This is a genomic window from Chitinophaga chungangae (genome assembly GCF_017742215.1).
Taxonomy (GTDB): domain Bacteria; phylum Bacteroidota; class Bacteroidia; order Chitinophagales; family Chitinophagaceae; genus Chitinophaga; species Chitinophaga chungangae.
The window spans coordinates 1,122,729-1,146,059 of record NZ_JAGHKP010000001.1; the positions used below are offsets into that span (position 1 = coordinate 1,122,729).

At 54.2% G+C, this 23,331-nt stretch carries 15 protein-coding genes and 1 tRNA gene; 12 read left to right on the forward strand and 4 right to left on the reverse strand.

Annotated features, from left to right (window positions below; genetic code table 11):
* Positions 1-4: 4 nt before the first annotated feature.
* Complete coding sequence (locus J7I43_RS04760) at positions 5-1,447, forward strand: RagB/SusD family nutrient uptake outer membrane protein (RefSeq protein ID WP_209143776.1); 1,443 nt, start codon at positions 5-7, stop codon at positions 1,445-1,447.
* 199 nt (positions 1,448-1,646) lie between these two features.
* A complete protein-coding gene (locus J7I43_RS04765) occupies positions 1,647-5,726 on the forward strand; it encodes a carbohydrate-binding protein (RefSeq protein ID WP_209143778.1) in 4,080 nt (1,359 codons plus the stop codon).
* A 156-nt stretch (positions 5,727-5,882) separates the two neighbouring features.
* On the opposite strand, the gene J7I43_RS04770 is transcribed toward J7I43_RS04765, so the two are convergent.
* Positions 5,883-5,956, reverse strand: a tRNA-Arg gene (locus J7I43_RS04770).
* Positions 5,957-6,053: 97 nt separating this feature from the next.
* On the opposite strand from J7I43_RS04770, the gene ung reads away from it, so the two are divergent.
* Together ung and J7I43_RS04780 are read left to right on the forward strand one after the other, a co-directional pair.
* A complete protein-coding gene (gene ung / locus J7I43_RS04775; protein WP_209143780.1) occupies positions 6,054-6,725 on the forward strand; it encodes a uracil-DNA glycosylase in 672 nt (223 codons plus the stop codon).
* A gap of 113 nt (positions 6,726-6,838) precedes the next feature.
* Complete coding sequence (locus J7I43_RS04780) at positions 6,839-7,540, forward strand: lysophospholipid acyltransferase family protein (protein ID WP_209143782.1); 702 nt, start codon at positions 6,839-6,841, stop codon at positions 7,538-7,540.
* A gap of 1 nt (position 7,541) precedes the next feature.
* Here the strand turns inward: J7I43_RS04780 and J7I43_RS04785 are convergent, their stop codons facing one another.
* Together J7I43_RS04785 and J7I43_RS04790 are read right to left on the reverse strand one after the other, a co-directional pair.
* On the reverse strand, positions 7,542-7,919 hold the full coding sequence (locus J7I43_RS04785) for a VOC family protein (RefSeq protein ID WP_209143784.1): 378 nt from the start codon (positions 7,917-7,919) through the stop codon (positions 7,542-7,544).
* A gap of 59 nt (positions 7,920-7,978) precedes the next feature.
* Complete coding sequence (locus J7I43_RS04790; protein WP_209143786.1) at positions 7,979-8,770, reverse strand: helix-turn-helix transcriptional regulator; 792 nt, start codon at positions 8,768-8,770, stop codon at positions 7,979-7,981.
* A 307-nt stretch (positions 8,771-9,077) separates the two neighbouring features.
* Here J7I43_RS04790 and J7I43_RS04795 point away from each other — a divergent pair, with 307 nt between their 5' ends.
* The 3 genes from J7I43_RS04795 (at position 9,078) to J7I43_RS04805 (ending at position 14,299) form a co-directional block, all read left to right on the forward strand.
* Positions 9,078-10,358, forward strand: a complete 1,281-nt coding sequence (locus tag J7I43_RS04795; RefSeq protein WP_209143788.1) for a Gfo/Idh/MocA family oxidoreductase — start codon at positions 9,078-9,080, stop codon at positions 10,356-10,358.
* 31 nt (positions 10,359-10,389) lie between these two features.
* Positions 10,390-13,815, forward strand: a complete 3,426-nt coding sequence (locus tag J7I43_RS04800; protein WP_209143790.1) for a family 16 glycoside hydrolase — start codon at positions 10,390-10,392, stop codon at positions 13,813-13,815.
* A 283-nt stretch (positions 13,816-14,098) separates the two neighbouring features.
* Positions 14,099-14,299 carry a hypothetical protein gene (locus J7I43_RS04805; RefSeq protein ID WP_209143792.1) on the forward strand — a complete coding sequence of 67 codons (201 nt, stop codon included), beginning with the start codon at positions 14,099-14,101 and terminating at the stop codon, positions 14,297-14,299.
* Positions 14,300-14,394: 95 nt separating this feature from the next.
* Here the strand turns inward: J7I43_RS04805 and msrA are convergent, their stop codons facing one another.
* Entirely contained in the window at positions 14,395-15,051 is a 657-nt protein-coding gene (msrA, locus tag J7I43_RS04810; RefSeq protein WP_317197058.1) for a peptide-methionine (S)-S-oxide reductase MsrA, read from the reverse strand.
* Between the two features lie 231 nt (positions 15,052-15,282).
* Here msrA and J7I43_RS04815 point away from each other — a divergent pair, with 231 nt between their 5' ends.
* The 5 genes from J7I43_RS04815 (at position 15,283) to J7I43_RS04830 (ending at position 23,327) form a co-directional block, all read left to right on the forward strand.
* Positions 15,283-17,388, forward strand: coding sequence for an endonuclease MutS2 (locus tag J7I43_RS04815; protein ID WP_209143794.1), 2,106 nt, complete (start codon positions 15,283-15,285; stop codon positions 17,386-17,388).
* Positions 17,389-17,462: 74 nt separating this feature from the next.
* Entirely contained in the window at positions 17,463-18,356 is an 894-nt protein-coding gene (locus J7I43_RS04820; RefSeq protein WP_209143796.1) for a helix-turn-helix domain-containing protein, read from the forward strand.
* A 322-nt stretch (positions 18,357-18,678) separates the two neighbouring features.
* The gene (locus J7I43_RS24835; protein ID WP_262898630.1) at positions 18,679-18,807 is read left to right on the forward strand and encodes a hypothetical protein; all 129 of its coding nucleotides are present in this window, start codon (positions 18,679-18,681) and stop codon (positions 18,805-18,807) included.
* Between the two features lie 87 nt (positions 18,808-18,894).
* On the forward strand, positions 18,895-20,076 hold the full coding sequence (locus tag J7I43_RS04825; RefSeq protein WP_209143798.1) for an efflux RND transporter periplasmic adaptor subunit: 1,182 nt from the start codon (positions 18,895-18,897) through the stop codon (positions 20,074-20,076).
* A 77-nt stretch (positions 20,077-20,153) separates the two neighbouring features.
* Positions 20,154-23,327 carry an efflux RND transporter permease subunit gene (locus J7I43_RS04830; protein ID WP_209143800.1) on the forward strand — a complete coding sequence of 1,058 codons (3,174 nt, stop codon included), beginning with the start codon at positions 20,154-20,156 and terminating at the stop codon, positions 23,325-23,327.
* Positions 23,328-23,331 lie beyond the last annotated feature (4 nt).

A 23,331-nucleotide genomic window follows, 5' to 3' on the forward strand; every position in this document is an offset into this window, starting at 1 on the left:
AAACATGAAAAAGATATATTTCTTCGCACTCATCATAATATTCACCGGCTGCAGCAAAGCGCTCGAAGAAGATCCGCGCGGCCTGGTAATAGGCAGCGAGGGCCTGAGCAGCCAGGCCGGCCTGGAAGCCGCGCTCACCGGTGCTTACGGCAGCCTGATGGTTCCCTGGGAAAGCGGCTTCACCACCGTTTCGCAGATTGCCATGTGTATGGGGGCGGACGATCTCACCACGCATCCGGGCTCCAACAAGGAGGAGTTCAGGGAGTTCGACCAGTTCAGCGTATCGTCGCTCAACAGCCGTATGACGCCCATCTGGCGCGGTTGTTACAAGACGATACAATCCGCCAACAATATCATCAACAATTATGAGGCGGTAAAAGACGGCGACGAAGCCACAGTGCAGGCCATCGTGGGCGAAGCGTATTTCCTGCGCGCGCTCTGCTATTACTGGCTTACCCGCTACTGGGGCGCCGTGCCGCTGGTGCTCACCGAAAAATATACTTCAGACCAGCTGAATATGCAGAAAAGCGGGCCGGCGGACATTTACAAACAGATCGAAGCCGACCTGCTGAAAGCGGAGGAATGGGTGCCGAATACCAAACGCGATCCCGGAAGGCCGAACAAGGGTTCTGTAAAAGCGCTGCTGGCGGACGTGTATCTCACGGAAGGCGGATGGCCGCTGAAAGACCATGGCAAATACGCCCTGGCCGCCGCGAAAGCAAAAGAAGTGATCGACGACAAAGGCGTATACAAATTCGATCTTTACCAGGACGGTTTCCTGAAAATATTCGCGGGCGGCACCGTGGAAGATGTGTTTACCCTGTTCACCCGCGGGCAGTGGTCCACCTACAATTCCTTTTACGGCTTATCCACCATGCCCGAAAACGAAGGCGGCTGGTCCGACTTTTTCCCCGAGCTGAATTTCTTCAACAGCTTCCCCGCAGGCAGCAGGAAAGACGCCACATTCTCCACTTCTTTCGTGGTGGGCGGCGTTACGATCCCCTGGCAGGACGTTACAACAAAACACCCCTATTACAAAAAGTTCACCATCCAGAGCGGACAAAAGGACACTTATATGTCCAACAATCCGGTGGTAATGATCCGTTATGCGCACGTGCTGCTCATTTATGCCGAAGCGCAGGCCAGGTCTTCAGCCGCGCCTTCCATCGAAGCATATGCCGCCGTGAATGCGGTGCGCCTGCGCGCGGGATTGGGAGACCTTGCGCCCGGACTGAACAGCGCCGCATTTGCGGATGCCGTGGTGAATGAAAGGGCCTGGGAATTTGCCGGCGAATGGAGCCGCTGGTTCGACCTCGTGCGGCTCGAAAAAGTGGAAGCGGCCAACGCTTCGAAAGACCCCGGAGACCTTGAGCCCGGCACGATCACCAAAGAGAAATACTGGCTGCCCATTCCCGGGGCGGACGCGCAGATGAACCCGAACCTTTGATCCCGCATTTCCACGATACGAATACAAATCCTTTCCACATACAACCTCGCATGAAAGATGTTTCATGCGAGGTTACATCAGACCGTTAGCGCAATACCAGGATCGACACAGACCGGGCATGGACAGGTTCCGATGATGAACGGCCGCATGCGAGGTTACCTCAGAAAAAATCAATTATCACTGATGAAAAACACCCGTTATGAAAAAACTTTTACTGCTCCTGCTGGGCGGACTGCTTTGCTGCAATATGCTGCGCGCCCAGTTCCTGCTGCTGGACGATTTTGAGGGCAACGGCCCCTGTTCCGGCAGATGGACCTATTACGCCGGCGCAAACGCCACCGGCAATGTATTGTTCAACGTGCCCAACCCGGCGCCTTCATCCCTTAACCCCAGCCCGCATGTGGCGAAATTCACGAAAGACACGACCTGCTTCGAGTACATGAGCGCCAGCTGCGGCCTCACCACTCCCTTCGACCTTAACGGCGCCTCCGTGTTCAAAATGCTGGTGTACAGCAACGTGCGCGAAGAAGTGATGTTCAAGCTGCAACCCGGTAACGATTACACGAAAGCGGTATTTTTTACGTACAAGGTGAAGAACGTCAACCAGTGGGAAGAAGCGACCTTTAACTTCTCGAGCGTGGCAAACAGGACGGATTTCAACCGCATTGCCGTACAGTTCATCGACGGCCGGAAAGCCAATGGCATCCTGTATTTCGACCTGGTGCAGGCGCCCAATCCGATCAGCCTCACCTTTGTGAACACCAGCATCCTGATGGGCCAGGAACATGGCGCGGTGATACCGGTGAAACTGAGCCGCGCTGTTTTTAACGACACGCTCCGCCAGGCGAACTGGAATGCGGAGAACCTGCCGCCGGGCGTGAGCATCGGCAGCATTCAGCGGGTGAACGATACGATGGCGAACGTTGTGCTGGCAGGCAATTCCCCCGCCAACTATTCCCGCACCGCCCTCAAACTGACGGTGGCAGGGCAGGAGGTAGACAGCGCCAACACACCGTCTTATACGGTGAAAGGCAACGCTATTTTTGACGGCAACCCCAACTGGACGATGATCTACAACGACGAGTTCAACGTAGACGGCATACCCGACCGCAGCAAATGGACGGTAGATCCCCAGCCGAAAGGCTGGATCAACGGGGAGCAGCAGGTGTATACCGACAGTACGCACGACAATGCGCGCGTACGCAACGGCAACCTGGTGATCACCGGTAAAAAAGATTTCCCGAACGGCGTATCCACCGAACCATGGTCGTCCGCCCGCGTGATATCGCAGAACAAAATGGATTTCCTCTATGGCAAGGTGGAAGTAAGGGCTAAGCTGCCCAAAGCGCGCGGTTCCTGGCCCGCCATCTGGATGATGCCCACCAGCAGCGTGTACGGCGGTTGGCCGAAAAGCGGCGAGATCGATATCATGGAACATATCGGGAACCAGCTCGGCAGGGTGATGTCTACCGTGCATACACAAAACAGCAACTGGACCAACGGCGGTCATCTTACCGGTTCCCGCAACTTCCCTGATGCGCATACCGCTTACCATACCTATTCGCTGGAATGGTCGCCGGACTCGCTGATGTTCACTTTCGACAGCCTGCATGTATATACTTACAGGAACCCGCATACGGATTGGAAAGACTGGCCTTTCGACCAGAAATTCCACATCATCCTCAACGTTGCCATTGGCGGCGGCATGGGCGGCACGATCGTGGAAAGCGACTGGCCGGACAGTATGAACGTAGATTATGTGCGCGTATACCAGAAAGGCCTGGGCACGCCTTATCCGGATACCGTGATCGTAACGCCCGCCAACCAGCTGGTGCTGGCCGGCAAATCGTTGCAGTATACCGCTAAAGTACTGGACCAGAATGGGCATGTGATGGACCTGGCGCCCCAATGGAACATTACCGGCGCGGGCAACACCATCACCAGCAGCGGTCTTGCCACGCTGGATACTTCCGGCATCATTACGGCCACCGCCATGCAGGACACGATATCGGTCAGCGGATCGGCCTATGTTAATGTGCGCACGCCCAATTACAAGCCCATCCCCGCAAGGATCGAAGCGGAAGCATTCGATAATTCCAACTCCTGCTGCACCGAACCTACACAGGACACGAGCGGCACGGTGAACATCAGTTATATCGGCAAAGGCACCTGGTTCGATTACGATATCGACGTGCCCGAAGGCAACCGGTACCGGGTGCAGCTCAGGGCGGCGGTAAGCGCTGCTACCAGCGCCAATATTTACCAGGACACCGTTTTGCTCGCCACCGTAAAACTACCGGCGAGCGGTGGCTGGCAGAAATGGATCACCGTTTCCTCACCCAAGATCAGGCTCAAACAGGGCAAACAAACCATCCGCATTTTCTCCAATGCATCCGGCTGGAACTACAACTGGCTGCGGATCGTAGATGCAGACAGCGTGGTGGTGACGAACGTGGTGGTAACGCCCGATTCCGTGACGCGCAAATACGGAGAAACCCAGCAATATAGCGCCAAGGCTTTCGACCAGCGCGGCGATATCGTATCCTTCGCGCCCGAATGGAAATTGCGCAACGGCGACACCGTGAATGCGATCGACCAGCAGGGCCTGTTCACAGCAGGAGATGCTGCCGGCTGGTTTATGGTAAAGGCAAGAGACGAAGGGGCGACCGGTACGGCCATGGTGAAAGTGGTGCCTGTACCCGTATTGACGCGGGTGACCATTTCACCGCGCAACGCTACGGTACCGGTAGATGCGTCCCAGGCCTTTGCCATCACCGGGTACGACCAGTTCGACAGCATTATGACCGTACCGGCGCAAAGCGGCTGGGCGGTTACCGGAACGCGTAACCGTGTAAGTACCGCGGGCGTATTCACCGCCGGCGATTCCATCGGGACTTTTATGGTCACGTTTGCAAGCGGCGCCGCGAAAGATACGGTGTACGCCACTACCGCCTACACCTGTACGGTGAATGATCATTATGAGGCGGAATCCGCTTCGTCCGTGGCTGGCGGCTCTACGCTGCAGGCTTGTACAGACGTAGGCGGCGGCCAGAACTATGTGAACCTGGCAAGCGGCCACCGCTTCACTTACAGCAACGTCAACGTGCCCAATCCCGGCAAGTATACTTTCCGCATCAGGGTATCTTCCACCTATCCCGGGGAAATGAGGGTGAATTATAACAACCAGGTATACGGCTACATCAAGATACCCAACACCAGCGGCAAATGGACGACCATTTCAGATACTATTCACCTGCCCGCCCTCACGACCCTGAACATCACCGTGGGCTCCGGCAGTCCCAAGTTCAACTGGTTCAGCCTCGAGAACTGCGCGCCGGAAATAGTGCGGCTGGAACTGAGCCCCGATACGGCAGATGTGAGCGTCGGAAATGCGCAGCCGTTTATACTGACAGCCTACGATTCAAGCAATACCGCGGTGATGCTGCCCCCTACACAGTGGTCTGCCACGGGCGCGAATAACACTATCAGCCCGTTAGGCATGTTTACCGCGGGCAGCGCCACCGGCAGCTACACGGTAACAGCGGTGGTGCGCGGCCTCAGCGTTTCGGCGCCGGTAAACGTGGTGAGCGCGCCCTGTACCATCAATAACAAACGCGAAGCCGAAGCCTTCACCACGCGGCACGCAGGCCCCTGGCTGCAAACCTGCACGGATGTTGGCGGCGGACAGAATTTCGCCGGCCTGGCCACAGGCCACTGGTTCTCTTACGATAACCTGAATGTGCCCGCAGCCGGTGTTTACACCGTGAGCGTCAGGGTCAATTCCACAGCGACCGGGCAGATCGGCATCGGGTACTCGGGCGTTACGTTCGGACTGATAGACGTGCCCAATACCGGCGGCACCTGGCAAACGGTGAAAGATACGGTCACACTTCCCGCATCGCCCAATATTACCGTAAGCGTAAAGGCGGGCACGTTCAAATACAATTGGTTCAGCATCGATAACTGTACCCAGGTGCCGGAAGAAACCGCACCGCTCATCGCCGTGTCTCCAAAGATGGAGCAGCCGGCACATGCGAAGAGCACGGCGGCTGTCAGGATTTATCCCAACCCTGTTTCACACAACGTAACGATAGACCTGCCGGAAGGCTTCCGTACCGCCACCCTGTTCGACCTGCAGGGCCGGGTGATCAGGCAATGGATCATCAGGCAGGGTGAAACGAGACTGGTAAAAGATCTTGGTTTCCTGAAAAACGGTTTTTACCTGATCAAGCTCGAAGGCACGGGGAAGACGGAAATGGTGCGGGTAATAAAACAGTAAAATAGCTATTACGGAGTGGATGGGTTACAGGCAATGTCTCCAGGCTTTTGGGGACATTGCCTTTTTTATGCAGGTAACTGATGTATAAGCTGGATAAAAGTTTGAACCAAAATGAAAATGGACAAACCAGCGGAGATCCTGATTTGTCCAATTCAGTGAACCGGATTGGATTCGAACCAATGGCCTGCTGCTTAGAAGGCAGCTGCTCTATCCAGCTGAGCTACCGGTCCGGTAACGTATCACAATAAATTTATTTTTATTGGGAGTGCAAATTTATATAATTTTCCACCAATTAATCAAATAAATCGCTGACCCAAAGGTAATATAATGGACGTAAAGATTGAAAGCAGCTGGAAAGAAGCGTTGAAAGAAGAGTTTCAAAAATCCTATTTCGAGCAGATCGTCATGTTCCTCAAACATGAAAAAGCCCTCGGCAAAACCATCTATCCACAGGGCTCCCAGATCTTTAATGCATTCGATAAAACTCCTTTTGACAAAGTGAGGGTGGTTATTCTCGGGCAAGACCCCTACCATGGCCCCGGACAGGCGCATGGCCTTTGTTTTTCCGTACAGAAAGGCACCAAACCGCCGCCTTCGCTCGTGAATATTTACAAAGAAATGAACGCGGACCTGGGCATTCCCATCGCACAAACCGGCGACCTTACTCCCTGGGCGGAAAACGGCGTGTTATTGCTCAATGCCTTCCTTACCGTGCGCGACGGCGAGCCCCTGTCGCACAGCAAGATCGGCTGGGAAACCTTTACGGACGCGGTTATACGCACTGTCAGCAACAAAAAGGAAGGCGTGGTGTTTATGTTATGGGGCAAGTTCGCGCAGGACAAACAAGTGCTTATCGACGGCACCCAGCATCATATCCTCAAAGCGGCGCATCCCTCTCCATTCAGTGCAGACAAAGGTTTCTTCGGCTGCAAACATTTCTCGAAGGCGAACGAACTGCTTATCCGGCAAGGTAAAGAGCCGGTGAACTGGCAATTGTGATTTTTTCTTAATATTACGTTTCATTCCCCTTGCGCATGAAATGGCTTAAAAACATAGCAGGTCGGGTTTTTGCAATTTACGGGCTCCTGCTCTTTGTTGCGACCCTGTTGATCGTGCTCATCCCTATATGGATCGTCTCTTTTTTCCCAGATCCCCGTAAAACGCGTTATTTCCTTAACATCGGAAGGGTGTGGATGGGCGTTTACATGCCGCTGATCGGCTGCCCCGTATTCCGCAAAGGCCTGGAACATTTCAAAAAAGGAAAACAATTCGTGGTGGTGTGCAATCACAATTCTTTCATCGACGTGCCTGTTACCACACCCGGCGTGCCCGGCGTGAACAAAACGCTCGCCAAGGCCGAAATGGCGAAGATCCCGCTCTTCGGCATGATGTACCGCATCGGCGGCATCATGGTGAACCGGCAGGACGATCAAAGCCGCCGCCAGAGCTTCGAACATATGCACAACGCGCTGAACATGGGTATGCACATGGTGCTGTTCCCGGAAGGCACGCGCAACCGTACAGGAATGCCCCTCAAAAAGTTCTACGACGGCGCATTCATTCTCGCCATCGACGCGCAGACGCCCATCATTCCCGCGCTGCTGTTCAATACCAAAAAAATACAGGTGCCGGGCAAATTCCTGTTTGCACTGCCGCACAGGATAGACTTCCACTTCCTGCCGCCGGTGGATACCGCCGGTCTTACCCGCGACAACCTGCTTGAACTGAAAGAAAAGGTATTTAACATCATGTGGGACTATTACACGCTGCATGCGAAAGACGCGGCTGTAAGTCCCGCCCCTGAACTGGCCTGATCTACAACTGCGTGATCCACCACATATTGCCGAACATGTCTTTTACGCCCGCAGACCGGCCATAGTCCTTGTTTTCAGGCACAGCTTCCGAAGTGGCGCCTTCCGCCAGCGCTTTGTAGTACACTTCATCCGTATTGCTCACGTACATAAAAACACCGCCTGTTTGCGGCGGATATTGTTCGTTGCTGTTGCCGAACATCACCACGCTGTCGCCTATCCGCATTTCCGCGTGCATGATGCCGCCATCGTCATTGCGGTACACGGCATGTTCTTCTGCGCCGAAAACATTTTGGAGGAAGGAGAGGAATCGATTGCCGTCCGGCATTAGGAAATAAGGGCAAAGCGTGGGAATGCCCGCGGGTTTATTGGTGGTTGCCATAAGTTTTTGAATGCAAATTAAGGGAGAGGGAGGGAAGGAAATTGGAGAAAAACGACATTTTAATCCCTGTACTCGATCCCTTCCGGCCGGCCTGAAAAATACCGGCGCGGGTGATACCCGGAAAATTCTTTGAAGTCGTGGATAAAATGGCTTTGATCGTAATACCCGCATTCGTACGCCAGCGCCGTCAGGTTTTCTTCGATGCGGCCGTACTGGGCCGCGGCCCGCTGGAAGCGGACGATCCGCGCATAGGTTTTGGCGGGAAAACCCGCGTAGGCTTTGAAATTACGCTCGAACTGGCGCGCGCTCAGGCAAAGGTCCGCCGCCAGTTCCGTTACGTTCACCATGCCCTGCGCTTTGATGATGGTCTTAATGGCATGATGTGCGGCCGTTTCGGCGGGTTTGCGTTTTTCCAGCTGCCGCAGCAGGAAACCGGACAGGATCTCCACCCGCTGATGATGATATTTTGCGGTCATCACCCTTTCTTCCAGCCAGCGGCCTTCCGCGCCGCAAACGGCGGACAGCTCAGGCATTTCATTGCTGAAAGACCCGGCGGAAAAACCGAACAGCTGCGGCAGCGCCGAAGGATAGAGATAGGCCCCGAATATCCCGAAGCTGCCATGGGTGAGAAAGCGGCGGTAACGGCTGGTTTGCGCGTGCAGCACGGCGGCCTGGTCGCAGGTGCCGTCCAGCTCGGTGAAGCGGCTTTTGTAATGAAACACCATTTCCGCGCATCCGTCTGCCAGCGAACGGTATACGTACGGCTGCCCGTCGGGCACCTGGTACTCGAACGCCCAGAACATGCGTACATAGGGGGCGAGGGGAGCGGGAGGCGGAAAGGTGACGTACATGATCGAAAATTCCTTAAAGTTAAGAATATCGGCCGGAACCGGCTTTTTCAATCAAAATATGCCTCATTTCCTCCCAAAACAGCCATTCTGTATTTTCACTTCTTTAAAAAATTTAATAAAGTATTTTTCATTACGTAAAAAATCAGAAAACTTTACTCTTTAGCAAAAATGTTGCGCATATTGGGAACGAATACCGCGATTAAATGGAGATAAGCGATCATTTTACTTCAATATACCATCAGCATTCACAAAATCAACTTCGTATTTTGTAACCGCGAAAAAATCACGTTTATACATAAAGAAAACCATGGGAAAGAAAGTACATCAATCTTCCAGGAGAGCGTTCATGCGGAACTCGCTGGGGGCGCTCGCAGCCTTTACCATCGTGCCCCGTCATGTGCTGGGCCGCGGCTATCTGGCTCCCTCCGATACGCTGACGAAGGCCGTAGTAGGCACCGGCGGCATGGGCCGCGGGCACTTCGGGTATGCAGGCACCCGCGTAGTGGCCATCTGCGATGTGGATAAAAGTCACATCCAGAAAGGTTTGAATGCGCTGCCCAACGGCGGCAAAGGCGTAAAAACGTTTGCCGATTACCGTGAGCTGATCCAGCTGCCGGAGGTAGACATTGTGCATGTGGCCACGCCGCCGCACTGGCATGGCATTATCGCGGCGGACGCCGCCCGCGCCGGGAAAGACGTATGGTGCGAAAAACCGATGACCGCCACCATCGGCGAAGGCAAACGCCTGGTGGAAGCCGTTCAGCAGCATGGCCGGATCTTCAGGCTCAACACCTGGTTCCGCTTCTCCGACCGTTTTTACGGCATGGGCACCACCGTGGAGCCGATCAAAAAACTGGTAGAAAGCGGTTTGCTGGGCTGGCCGCTGAAAGTGACCATCAGCAAACACACCGGTTTCGACTGGAAATTTTACTGGGTGGGCAAAACCAACCTCGAGCCGCAGGCCGTTCCCAAAGAACTGGACTACGACATGTGGCTGGGCCCCGCACCCTACAAACCATATAACGTACACCGTGTGCACAGCACGTTCCGCGGGTATTGGGATTACGATGGCGGCGGCCTTGGAGACATGGGCCAGCACTACATCGACCCTGTGCAGTATTTCCTCGGGAAAGACGATACCAGCCCTGTAAAAGTAGAAGTAGACGCTCCCCAGCAGCACAGCGACGCCGTTGGCACCTGGCGCAAGATCACCTATACTTATGCAGACGGTTGCCAGATCGTGCTCGATGGCGCAGGCACCGAAACCAAAGCCGCTTATATTGAAGGGCCGAAAGGCAAGCTGTATCCCGGTTTCAAGTCAGACATCCCGGACCTGGAAAAGAAACTCGCCCAGTTCCCCGACCCGGCGCCACAGGTGACAGACTTCGTGGAAGCCGTGAAAAAACGCCAGAAATTCGCGCTCAATGAAGAGAACGGTCACCGTTCCGCCACGATCGTGAACATGGGCAAGATCGCCCTGCAACTCGGCCGCAACCTCGAGTTCGACCCTGTGAAACAGGAATTTGTCAACGACGAAGGCGCCAACAGGCTGATATTCCAGCCCATGCGCGGCCCCTGGACCATATAGCCTTGCATTTACCCGACAACTACCAAACACAATGAAAAAAATACTGATTGCTGCCGTTTGTTGTTTTCTTCAGCTGGGCGTTATGGCCCAACCGAAGCAGGATAACCGTGCCGCACATACGAAAATAGCAGACCTGCTGCAACAGCAGCCTGCAAAAGACCAGGCCGCCCTTAACGCTAATATGGCCGCCCTCGGCGAACTGGGGGAAGAAGGCATCACCGGCATGGCCGCCATGCTGGCTGCGCCCGGCAAGGGAGACAATTCCGCCGTGCAATACGCCCTCTCCGGCTACGCGTTTTACGTTACGCAGCCCGGTAAGGAAAACCTGCGCAAAACCGCGGTAACCGCCTATACCAAAGCGCTGGGCCAGGTGCAGGACAAGGAAAACAAAGCCTTCCTGCTCGTTCAGCTGCAACACATCGGTACAGACGAAGCAGTGACCGTCATTGCGCCTTACCTGACGGACGAACGCCTGGCAGACCCCGCCGCGCGCACCCTCGCGAAGATCAATACGCCCGCCGCGCAACAGGCGCTGGTGGCTGCATTGCCCAGGCTCAGCGGCCGCAACAAACAAAGCCTCGTGGAAGCCATCGGCGATGCCGGCGCAGCTTCCGCCACCGCCGCGCTGATCCCGCTCACGAACGATGCGGACAAAATGCTGGCGAAAACCGCGCTGTACGCCCTGGCGCAGATAGCCGACCCCGCGCCGGCCACCGCACAGGCGCTGGAAGCAGCAGCCGCGCGCGCCAAATATCAATACGACATCACCAATGCGGCAGGTTCGTACCTCGCTTATGCGCAGAACCTGCTTGCAAAAGGCCATAAAAAAGAAGCGTCGCTGATAGCGCAAAACCTTCAGAAACGCGCCACCGCCCCGGGGCAGGTACACCTGCGCACCGGTGCGCTTTATATTTTGAACCATGCCGAAGGCGAAAAAGCGCTGCCGCTGCTGCTGGCCGCTGTTAACGACAAACAGCCCGAGTACCGCGACGCCGCCATGAAATTCGCGGGCGGTTCCCTGGGCACCGTTGCCACCGCCGCATGGATCAAATCGTTATCCAAAGCCACGCCGGAAGGCAAGGCCGCGGTAATTACCATGTTGGGCAACAACAAAGTGGAAGCCGCTTTGCCTTCCATTCTGCCTTTCCTGAAAAGTAAGGATCAACCTGTGAAACTGGCCGCCATCACGGCAGCCGGGCAGATCGGCGGTGAAAAGGTTGTGCCTTCGCTGCTGGCTGTTATGAAAACAGGCAATACCGCTGAGATAGCCGCCGTAAAAGGCGCGCTGAAAACCATCAAAGGTGATGAAGTGACCGCGCAGAGCGGCTCCCTGCTGGCAGGCATGCCGCCAGCCGCACAGGTGGCGCTGATAGACGTTCTGGCTTCCCGCAAGGCAGACGGCCGCGTGCAGGATGTATTGCCGCTGACGCAGTCTTCCGACGCAAATGTCCGCAAAGCAGCCATGGTAGCTTTACAGGATATGGCCACCGCGCAGAACCTGCCTACGCTGTACAAACTGCTGGGCGCCGCAACGGCCGCTGAAGACATCAAAGCCCTGCAAGCCGCTGTAATAGCGGCCGCGCCCGGCCAGCAAAAAGCCGTGATCGCGCAGATGAAGCAGGAACAACCTGCCAACCAGGAGCGTTATTACGCCATCCTCGCAGGTTTGGGTGGCCCTGAAGCATTGAAAGTAGTGAACGGCGCATTCGAAACCGGTTCCGCTTCGCAGAAAACCGCCGCCGTTGCAGCGCTCAACGCCTGGACGGACGATGGCGCCACCAATTCGCTGCTGCAGATCGCCCGTAAAGACGCGGCATACCGCGCCACCGCATTGCAGGGTTATGTACGCCTCGCCCGCGCGGTGAAACTGCCCGAGCAGCGCCTGCTGATGCTGATCAACGCCATGGAGCTGAAACCTGAAGGAGCCTTGAAGAAAAATATCCTGCAACAGGCGGAACAATGCAAAACATTCCCCGCCCTCATTTTCGCCGGCAATTTCCTGGACGACCCCTCCGTGCAGCAAGAAGCAGCGCAGGCGGTAATGAACGTGGCGCTGGCGGATAAAACCTACAGCGGGGCTACCGTGCGCAGCCTGCTCGAAAAAACCTCCTCCGTGCTGAAAGGCGGCGACGCCGATTACCAGCGCGAGGCCATCCGCAAATATCTTGCTGAAATGCCCGCCGGCGAAGGTTTTGTAAGCATGTTCAACGGAAAAGACCTCACCGGCTGGAAAGGCCTCGTGGCCAACCCGATCAAACGCGCGCAGATGGACGCGGCCACCCTTGCCAAAGAGCAGGAAAAAGCCGACGCCAAAATGCGCGAAGGATGGAGCGTGAGCAACAATATGCTTGTTTTTAACGGCCATGGCGACAACCTCTGCACCGACAAAAAATACGGCGACATCGAAATGTTCGTGGACTGGAAAATAGAGCCCAACGGCGACGCAGGCATTTATCTCCGCGGCACGCCCCAGGTACAGATCTGGGACACCGCGCGTAAAGACGTTGGCGCCCAGGTAGGTTCCGGCGGTTTGTACAACAACCAGGTGAACGCGAGCAAACCCACCGTGCTGGCCGATAACACGCCGGGCGAGTGGAACACGTTCCGCATCATCATGAAAGGCGACCGCGTAACCGTGTATCTCAACGGCCAGGAAGTAGTGAACAACGTAGTGTTGGAAAATTACTGGGACCGCAAGCTGCCCATCTTCCCCGAAGAGCAGCTGGAACTGCAGGCCCACGGCACCAAAGTATATTACCGCAACCTGTACGTGCGCGAGTTCGCCCGTCCGAAACCCTTCGTGCTGAGCGACGCTGAACAAAAAGAAGGTTACCGCATCCTGTTCGACGGCACCAACATGCACGAATGGACCGGCAACCTGGCCGGCTACAACATCGAAGACGGCAACATGGTGTGCAACCCGAAAAGCGGCAGCGGCGGCAACATCTACACAAAAGACGAGTTCTCCGACTTCATCTACCGTTTTGAGTTCCAGCTCACGCCCGGCGCGAATAACGGCCTGGGCATCCGCGCCCCGCTCGGCGGCGATGCTGCGTACAAAGGCATGGAGCTGCAGATCCTCGACAACGAAGCCGACATCTACAAGAACCTCCATGTATACCAGTACCACGGTTCCGTATACGGCGTAATTCCCGCCAAACGCGGCTTCCTGAAGCCGGTAGGCGAGTGGAACTACGAGCAGGTGACCGTTAAAGGCACGCACATCACCGTAGAGCTGAACGGCACCGTGATCCTCGACGGCGACATCGCCGAAGCGCGCGACAACGGCACGCTGGACCACAAAGACCACCCGGGCCTGAAAAATACGACCGGCCATATCGGCTATCTCGGCCACGGCTCCGTAGTGCGTTTCAGGAATATCAGGGTTAAAGACCTGTCGAAAGACGTAGCGGTGAAAGAAGTGACGAAGAAATCGAAAAAATCGAAAAAGAAATAAGGTTACACGTAAAAATAAACGAAGGGCTTCCGGTTACCGGGGGCCCTTTGTTGTTTTTAAGGCCGGATGGGTAGGGGGAAAGGGGGGCGCGGTGCGTCGTATAACCAGGGGGATGTGGATTTCTGTAACCAGGGTGAACCAACAACCAGGCAAATTTATCCACAATCCCGCTGTGGAAACATTCTTCAGCGGCCCCTGTAAACCTTTTACAGGTTGGCACGTTATAGGATATAACCAAATCGTAACCAGTTAATATTTAAACCGAAAATTAACAACACCCTCTATGAAGACGGTAACCATCATTGGCGGCATTACAGGGATCATCATGGCAGTGATCGCTTACTTTGCGGAGCTGAACAGCTGGATGAGCACCGAAGCCATTTTAACTATCGGTTTTGCCGGGTATGTGCTCATTATCACGGCAATAGCATATTTCCTGCTGGCCTGGCTGTACAAAGGCAGCAAAAAGCTGGATGTGCTCTGAAAAATTACGGTATAAGCATTAGACTTGACACCGGGAGACCGGAATAGAAAAAGACGCCCCGGGGGCGTCTTTTTTGTGTCGTAAAGTATTGGTTACTATTTCTTCAGCTTCTCAGCAAAAGCCTTTTTGAATTTTTCCAGCTTCGGCCTTACCACGAACTGGCAGTACGGCTGCGAACCGTTCTGGTTATAGTAATTCTGGTGGTAGTTCTCCGCTTTGTAAAAAGCCTTGAAGGGCGTGATCTCCGTTACGATCGGGCTGGAATAGGAACCGGATTCCTGCAGTTCCTTTTTGTAGAACTCGGCTTCTTTCCGCTGCTCTTCGTTGTGGTAGAAAATTACGCCCCGGTACTGCGTGCCCACGTCGTTGCCCTGGCGGTTCAGCTGGGTTGGGTCGTGGCTGAGCCAGAACGCTTCCAGCAAGGTGGCGAAGCTGATTTTCGACGGGTCGTACGTAATGTGCACTACCTCGGCATGGCCGGTATTGCCGGTGCATACCTCCTCGTAGGTAGGGTTGGGCTTGTCGCCCCCGGAATACCCGGATTCTACGGTCAAAACGCCTTCCAGCTGCTGGAACTGGGCTTCCGTGCACCAGAAGCAGCCGGTGCCGAAGGTGGCCTGTTCGGTCTTTGTGTCTGTTGGAATGGTCATATCCCCTGGTTCTTTACTTGTTTTGGACTTAGACTGCGCGCAGCCGGCCAGGCCGGAGCCGAGGAAAAGCATTGCGAGCAGGTATTTTTTCAGGTACATCATATGTTTGTTCTGTCTATCAAATTACGATATCCCTGGTGCTTTGGATCAACAAGTTAAGTAACTTTAACATTCTTTTGATAAAAGACGGATGATGAACCGCATTTGTCATTCGTACCCGTTTATTGATCAATCGTTTTTGAGCATTTCCGGGAGATAGGCCAATTTTGCGGAACGAAAAAAGGAACAAAGGTTGCACCGGGCCGGCAGCCATAAAATTAAATTGACGAAAAAGTGAAATATTTTCCAGAGTCGGCGCTGGTACAGTTGGAGTTTGACAAGGTAAAAACATTATTGCAGGAGCATTGCAAAACGGAGCTGGGCAAGCAAATGGCCGAAGAGCTGCGCCTGCATACGCACATCGACTATGTGAGAACGGCGCTTCAACAAGTGCACGAGTATAAGCAGCTGGTGCTGATCCAGGTGCATTTCCCCAACGACTATGTGCTGAACCTCCGGCAGGAACTGCGCCTGCTTGAAATACAGGGGGCGGTGCTCACCGGGGAGCAGTTCATGCTGATCCGCAAGCTGGCGGAAAGCATGCACAGCATCGTACGTTTTTTTGACGCCGACAGAAGAGTGACCTATGCGGCTTTGCATGGGGTGATCGCACATACACACTACGAAAAAAAGATCGTTACGCTGATAGACGACGTGCTGGACGAGGCCGGGCAGGTGAGGGACAATGCCACGCCCGAACTGGCGAAGCTTCGCACGCAGCTTTTCAGGAAACGTACCGAGCTGAGAAGGGTGTTCGAACGCATCCTTTCCAAATTACAGAAACAGGGCTACCTGGCGGACATCGAGGAGAGTTTTCTCAACGGCCGCCGGGTAGTGGCCATTTTCGCCGAACAGAAACGCATGGTGAAGGGCATCCTTCACGGTGAATCGGACACGCGGCGCACGGCCTTCCTGGAGCCGGAAGAAACCATCCAGCTCAACAACGAAGTGCATTCCCTCGAAAGGGACGAACAACGGGAGGTATACCGGATACTCCGCACCCTCACGGCCGAACTGGCGCAGCATCACGGCCTGCTGAGCGGGTATCACGACATCCTGGGCACGTACGATTTTATCCGTGCGAAAGCCCGACTGGCATTGGACATCAACGGGAATTTCCCGATGCTGATGCCCCACGCGCAGGTTCACCTGGTGGAAGCGTACCATCCGTTGCTGCTGCTGTACAACCGTAAGCAGAACAAACCTACCATCCCCGTAAGCCTTACGCTGGACAAGGACAATCACATCCTGGTGATCAGCGGGCCGAACGCGGGCGGGAAAACAGTGACGCTGAAGACCGTGGGGCTCATCCAGCTGATGCTGCAGGCCGGTTTGCTGGTGCCCGTGCACCCTACCAGCCAGCTGGGCATTTTCAGGCAGGTGATGATACACATCGGCGACACGCAGAGCCTTGAATTTGAACTGAGCACCTACAGTTCGCATTTGAAGAACATGAAACATTTCATGGAAAATGCGAACGGCAGAACGCTCTTTTTTATCGATGAGCTCGGCAGCGGCTCCGATCCCAACCTGGGCGGGGCTTTCGCGGAAGTGATCATGGAAGAGCTGGCGCGCAAACATGCCTTCGGCATCGTTACCACGCACTATCTCAACCTGAAGATCATGGCCGGAAAAGTAAAAGGCATCATCAATGCCGCCATGGGCTTCGACGAGCAGAACCTGCTGCCCATGTACAAACTGCTGGTGGGCAAGCCGGGAAGCTCCTACACCTTCAGCATCGCGCAGCGCATCGGGCTGGACCAGGGGCTGATCAACCGCGCGAGGAAACTGGTGGACGAAGGGCATTTCAGGCTGGACAAGCTGCTCAACAAGGCCGAACAGGACCTTCAGCGCGTGGAAAGCCGCGAGAAGGAATTGCAGAAGCTGATGAAGGAAAATGAAAAACTAAAGAAGGAGTACGAAATACTGTCCGACAAGGAACGCGTGCAGCAGGCATACACCCTGCAGAAGCTGCAGAACAAGATCAAGGAGGAAGACATCAGCTACCTCAAAGACATGGAGCGCAAGCTGAAGCAGATCGTGATAGAATGGAAACGTACGGACGACAAGCAGAAAGTGATCAAACAGGCGGAGGCATTGCTGTTCAACCGCAAAAGCCAGGCCATCAACGAAAAGATCAAAAAGAAGGTGCAGGACAGGTTCGAGGAAATGAAAGGAGAGGTGAAAACCGGCGACCAGGTGAAGATCCGGACGAACAACCAGGTGGGGAAAGTGAACGAGCTGCGGGGCAAAACCGCGGTGGTGCAGATCGGCAACATCCCCATTCAGGTGAAGATCTCGGACCTGGTACTGGTGCAGGAACGGCAAAAAGCGGAATAACGTATCTTTACGGTCTTCTTTAGAGAGAATTACCCGGGCAAAGGGATCATTTAACCGATAAAAACACACATCCCATGCAACTGACGAAATTCAATCATATACCGATGGTAAGCGTGCAGGATTCGCCTTATGCGGAAGAAGGCTCCCAGTTCCTGATACACCTGGCCAACCTGCGCGACATCGATTGGGAAGGTTTTGATCTTCCCCACCGGCACGACGGCTACACCATCGACATCCTGCTGAAAGGCAGCGTTACCCAGTACATCGATTTCGAGAAACATACCATCCACGCCCCGGCCATCATCATGCTGGAGCCCGAACAGATCCATCAGCACGACCGCAGCGCAGACGCGGAAGTGCTGGCGATGTATTTCACACGCGATTTCCTGGTGACGGAAACGCTGGGCGTGCTCAGCTGCTGGCAGTGCGTGTTTAAAGACAACATCCTCCACCTCGAGGAAAACCAGCTGCAGGAGGTGCTCAGCTTCGCGCGTATTTTACTGCACGAGTTCCGCAACGACAAACCGCGGAAAGAAGCGGTGCTTCGCCACATCCTGAGCGCCTTCATCATCGCCTGCGGGCGCATTGCGCGGCCCGAAACGGGCAATACGGAGATCTACCGTTCCGAAGCGACGTTCAACGGGCTGGGCATACAGTTCAAAATACTGGTAGACGAACATTTCAGGGAGAAGGTACAGGTGGCGGAATATGCCGAGATGTTACACGTTACCCCCGGGCATTTGAACGATACGGTAAAAAACACCATCGGCCGCAGCGCCAAACAGATCATAGACGCCAAACGCATCATGGAAGCCAAAAGGCTGCTGTTCTGGCAAAAGCACTCTGTGAAACAGATTGCGGGCGAACTGAACTTCGACGACGACGCTTATTTCTCCCGTTTCTTTAAAAAACACACCGGTCAGACGCCCGCTTTATTCCAAAGAACCATCCGCGAAAAGTACAATTAATACCGCGATTCGGAACGTACAACTTTCTGATAGAGTTTATACATTTGCATTGTCAATTGCAACGCATCAATACAACAGAACGATGAAACTTATGTAACCTAACTGTAACAGCCCCGTTTAAGATATAACAGCAATATTGATAACGGAACCATGCCAGTTACGGATATACTGCAAGCCCAGGCAGTATTACAGTCTTCCTTTTTTCACACCATGTTTTGAATACACAGGGACCGTCATGCCCTGATGTTATCTTATTGCCTTCCGCTTTGCGGGATGGAACATGGCCGTGCATTTTCTAAACTTTTCTATAAACAACCGAAGCATGAAACCAGTATTTAATTCAGACAACAAACTCGTGGCCGGCGCGGCGGTAAGCATCGTGGCGTGCCTGTTTTTATACGGATGCGGCACTTCTTCAGCCAGGCCTGAAACGCAGCATACGAAGCATTAACCTGTTAACGGCGGCGATCTGTTCAACATCATATCCGCCTTAACAGCGTAAACCAAACTCACTTCAAATTCTATAACACAACAACACATGAAACGCTTACAAAAAACAATGATCACACATAAGCCACTCAGTTACTCAGCCGGTATCCTGCTGCTGACTGTATTCATATATGGCTGTTCGTCTCCCCAGGCGGGCACGCCTCCCCAGGGCCCCCCGCAGTTGCCGGTGATGGTGGTTGCATCCGCCCCGGCTACCACTTACCTGGAATTTCCCGCTTCGCTGGAAGGAAAGGTGAATGTAGACGTACGCCCGCAGGTATCCGGCTATCTGGAAAAGATATACGTGGATGAAGGCGCCTATGTAAAAGCAGGCCAGCCTTTGTTTAAGATCGATCCGAAAGTATACGCCGAACAGTTGAACGGCGCCAGTTCGAACCAGCTCGCCGCACAGGCTAACGTTGAAAAGGCGCAGGTGGAAGTGGACCGCCTGGCCCCGCTTGTTGCCAGCAATGTGGTTTCTGACGTGCAGCTGAAAACGGCGAAAGCCAACTACGAAGTAGCGAAAGCCGCTTTGGCGCAGGCGAAAGCCGCGGTAGGCGGCGCGCGGATCAATGTAGGTTATACCCTCGTTACCGCACCGGTGAGCGGTTACATCGGGAGGATTCCCTACAAAGTGGGCGCCCTGGTAAGCAATATCGACGCACAGCCGCTTACCGTGCTTTCAGAAGTGCGTGAAATGTACGCTTACTTTTCAATGAGCGAAGCGGATTTTATCACGTTCAAGAACGACTTCCCGGGCAAAACGCTGGAAGAAAAACTGAAGAACGCGCCTGCTGTAGAACTGATCCTGGCCGATAACAGCACGTTCGCCCAAAAAGGGAGGATCGGAATGATAGACGGGCAATTCGACAAAACAACCGGCGCTATCACTTTCCGCGCGGCTTTCCCCAATCCCGACGGCGTACTGCGCACAGGCAACACCGGCAAAGTAAGGTTCGCCCGCGAGGTACCCGCTGCCATTACGATACCGCAGGAAGCTACGTTCGAGATCCAGGACAAAGTGCTGGTATATACCGTAGCCGATAGCAACAAAGTGACCAGCAGGCCCATTCACATCGCCGGAAAAACAGCGAACCTTTATTTTGTGAACGACGGGCTGAAAGCGGGCGAAAAGATCGTTCTGTCCGGAACGGCCAACTTAAAGGACGGCGCTGTAATCACACCCCAGCCGGTACCGGCAGACAGTGTGCTCAAGTCAAAACAATTGTAAGTAACAGGCGATACTTTAATTGAAAAGTATAACACGCAAGAACCAGTTTCGCTTACGATCTAAAAAGTGAATTCATCATGTTAAGAAGATTTATATTAAGGCCGGTCCTTTCTACGGTAGTGTCCATAATACTGCTATTATTGGGCATCATATCATATTTCGCCCTGCCTGTTACGTTGTTCCCGGACATCGCGCCGCCCAGCGTGACGGTGACGGCCGTTTATCCCGGCGCCAACGCCGAAGTGGTGGCCCGTTCCGTGGCTAACCCGATAGAGGAATCCGTGAACGGGGTGGAGAACATGACCTACATGACCTCCAACTCCAATAACGACGGCAGCATGGTGTTGACCGTTTATTTCAAACAGGGGACCGATCCGGATATCGCTGCCGTAAACGTGCAGAACAGGGTATCCAAAGCCACTAGCCAGCTGCCCGCGGAGGTAGTAACGGCGGGCATCAGCACGCAGAAAGTGCAGAACGGTTTCATCATGTTCATGGGGTTGTATAGTGAAAACCCTAAAGAATACGACGAAAAGTTCCTGCAAAACTATATCAAGATCAACCTGATCCCCCAGATCCAACGTGTACCCGGCGTGGCCCAGGCGCAGATCTTCGGCGCCAAGGACTATTCCATGCGCGTCTGGTTAAAACCCGACCGTCTTGCCGCGAATAACCTTGCCCCGCAGGACGTGCTGAACGCGATCAGGGACCAGAACATAGAATCCGCCCCGGGCCGTTTGGGCGAAAACAGCGCGGAAACCTTTGAATTTGTATTAAAATACAAAGGCAAGCTGAGCCTGAACGAGGACTATGAGAACATTGTCATAAAAGCGAACAGCGACGGCTCGATGCTTCGCCTGAAAGACGTGGCCCGCGTAGAGTTCGGGTCGCTCAACTACGGCGCGAACAACCTGCTGGATGGCAAACCGGCCGCAGGTTTTGCGATCATTCAAACGGCCGGCTCCAACGCCAACGAGATCCTTGACAACATCGAGCATCTGCTGGTGGATTTCAGGGCCACGCTCCCTACCGGCGTGAAAACGGAAGTGATGTACAACGCTAAAGACTTCCTGGACGCGTCTATTCACCAGGTGCGTGAAACGCTGGTGATCGCATTTCTGCTCGTATTCCTGGTGGTATACCTGTTCCTGCAAGACCTCCGTTCTACGTTGATCCCCGCTATTGCAGTGCCGGTGGCCATTTTAGGCACCTTCTTCTTCCTCCAGCTGTTTGGTTTCAGTATCAACCTGCTCACCCTGTTCGCCCTCGTGCTGGCAATCGGCATAGTAGTGGACGACGCGATCGTGGTGGTGGAAGCGGTGCATGCCAAAATGGAACAAACGCGGTGGCCGGCAAGAAAAGCTACCCTGAAGTCGATGGATGAAATATCAGGAGCCGTTATTTCCATTACCCTGGTAATGATGGCGGTATTTATACCCGTCGGTTTTATGGAAGGCCCCGCAGGCGTGTTCTACAGGCAGTTTGCGTTTACGCTGGCCATTGCCATCATGATCTCGGCGATCAATGCATTGACCCTGAGCCCCGCGCTGTGCGCCCTGTTCTTAAAACCTGAACATGGCGAACATGGACAGAAAACAGGATTCGGCAGCCGCTTCTTTAATGCCTTCAACGCCGGTTTCCGCTCCATGACGAACCGGTACATCAGGAGCCTTAATTTCCTGATAAAACGGAAAGCGATTGCCATCGGCCTGCTGGTTGTTGTAACCATCGGAGCTTTTATATTGATCAGAAAAACGCCTACCGGGTTTATTCCCACGGAAGACCAGGGCTTCGTATTATATGCGCTGAACACGCCTCCGGGCAGCTCATTGGACAGAACGCATAAGTCTACCTCAAAAATAGACGAAAAGCTCCGCCAATTCCCGTCGGTGAAACATACATGGACGGTGGACGGTTTTAACTTCATCAGCAATGCCGCCGCATCTCCTTATGCAGCAGGGTTTATACGCCTGAAAGACAAAGGTGAAAGGGGCGACGTGGATAATATCGACCAGATCACCGGCATGATGTACGGACCGGCGAGCGAGCTGAAAGATGCCGGCGCCTTCTTCTTCAACTTTCCGACGGTGCAGGGCTTTGGTAACGTGAGCGGCTTTGAGTTCATGCTGCAGGATAAGCAGGGGCGCCCGCTGGACCAGTTGGGCAATAATGCCTGGGCTTTTATCGGCGCTTTGATGCAAAGACCGGAGATCGGCGCGGCCTTCACCACCTTCTCCGCGGGCAACCCCCAGTACAAGGTGGAAGTGGATAATTTTAAAGCCAAACAATTGGGCGTATCCGTCAGCGATCTGATGCAGACCTTGCAGATCTATTATGGCAGCAGCTACGTTTCGGACTTTAACCGTTTTGGAAAGTACTATCGCGTGGTAGCGCAGGCTGATGTGCCTTATCGTACGGACATTCATTCGCTGGATGGCATTTACGTGAAGAACAGCCAGAGCGAGATGGTGCCGGTAAAATCGATGGTGACGCTCAAGCGTGTATACGGCCCTGAAACGGTGACCCGCAACAACATGTTCAATGCCGTTACCATCAATGGTACGCCCAAACCTGGTTACAGTACGGGCGACGCCATCAAGGCCATTGAAGAGACCGCGAAAACGGCGTTGCCGCACGGATATGGGTACGAATGGACCGGGGCGACCCGCGAGGAGATCAAAGCGGGCGACCAGCAGATCTACATATTCCTGCTCAGCATCCTGTTCGTATACTTCCTGCTGGCGGCTCAATACGAAAGTTATGTATTGCCGCTCGCCGTTATCCTGACCATCCCGACGGGCATCCTGGGCGTATTTGCCTTCATCGGTTTTGCCGGCCTGGACAATAACATCTATGTCCAGATCGGTATGATCATGCTGATAGGCCTGCTCGCGAAGAACGCCATCCTGATCGTGGAATTTGCGGTCCAGCGGCGCCGCAACGGCATGGGCCTGCTCGAATCGGCGCTGGCCGGGGCAAGAGCCAGGCTGCGCCCGATCCTGATGACTTCGTTCGCCTTTATCGTAGGCCTGATACCCCTGGTATTTGTGCAGAAAGGTTCCGCGGTGGGTAACCATTCCATTGGTTACAGTGCCATCGGCGGGATGTTGACCGGTGTAATACTCGGCGTATTTATTATTCCTGTGCTGTATGTGATATTCCAGTTCTTACAGGAAAAAATAACCGGCCGTCCTGGTTTAAGGGTTTACGAAGAAGAGATGGAAGAAGAGCTGGAAGAAGCAACTATATAAGTAA

Bases quoted from the DNA above. Each gene is read 5' to 3' on its own strand.
- J7I43_RS04760 (WP_209143776.1), top strand. From the start codon at position 5: ATGAAAAAGATATATTTCTTCGCACTCATCATAATATTCACCGGCTGC.
- J7I43_RS04765 (WP_209143778.1), top strand. From the start codon at position 1,647: ATGAAAAAACTTTTACTGCTCCTGCTGGGCGGACTGCTTTGCTGCAAT.
- ung (WP_209143780.1), top strand. From the start codon at position 6,054: ATGGACGTAAAGATTGAAAGCAGCTGGAAAGAAGCGTTGAAAGAAGAG.
- J7I43_RS04785 (WP_209143784.1), bottom strand. From the start codon at position 7,919: ATGGCAACCACCAATAAACCCGCGGGCATTCCCACGCTTTGCCCTTAT.
- J7I43_RS04790 (WP_209143786.1), bottom strand. From the start codon at position 8,770: ATGTACGTCACCTTTCCGCCTCCCGCTCCCCTCGCCCCCTATGTACGC.
- J7I43_RS04795 (WP_209143788.1), top strand. From the start codon at position 9,078: ATGGGAAAGAAAGTACATCAATCTTCCAGGAGAGCGTTCATGCGGAAC.
- J7I43_RS04800 (WP_209143790.1), top strand. From the start codon at position 10,390: ATGAAAAAAATACTGATTGCTGCCGTTTGTTGTTTTCTTCAGCTGGGC.
- J7I43_RS04805 (WP_209143792.1), top strand. From the start codon at position 14,099: ATGAAGACGGTAACCATCATTGGCGGCATTACAGGGATCATCATGGCA.
- msrA (WP_317197058.1), bottom strand. From the start codon at position 15,051: ATGATGTACCTGAAAAAATACCTGCTCGCAATGCTTTTCCTCGGCTCC.
- J7I43_RS04820 (WP_209143796.1), top strand. From the start codon at position 17,463: ATGCAACTGACGAAATTCAATCATATACCGATGGTAAGCGTGCAGGAT.
- J7I43_RS24835 (WP_262898630.1), top strand. From the start codon at position 18,679: ATGAAACCAGTATTTAATTCAGACAACAAACTCGTGGCCGGCGCGGCG.
- J7I43_RS04825 (WP_209143798.1), top strand. From the start codon at position 18,895: ATGAAACGCTTACAAAAAACAATGATCACACATAAGCCACTCAGTTAC.
- J7I43_RS04830 (WP_209143800.1), top strand. From the start codon at position 20,154: ATGTTAAGAAGATTTATATTAAGGCCGGTCCTTTCTACGGTAGTGTCC.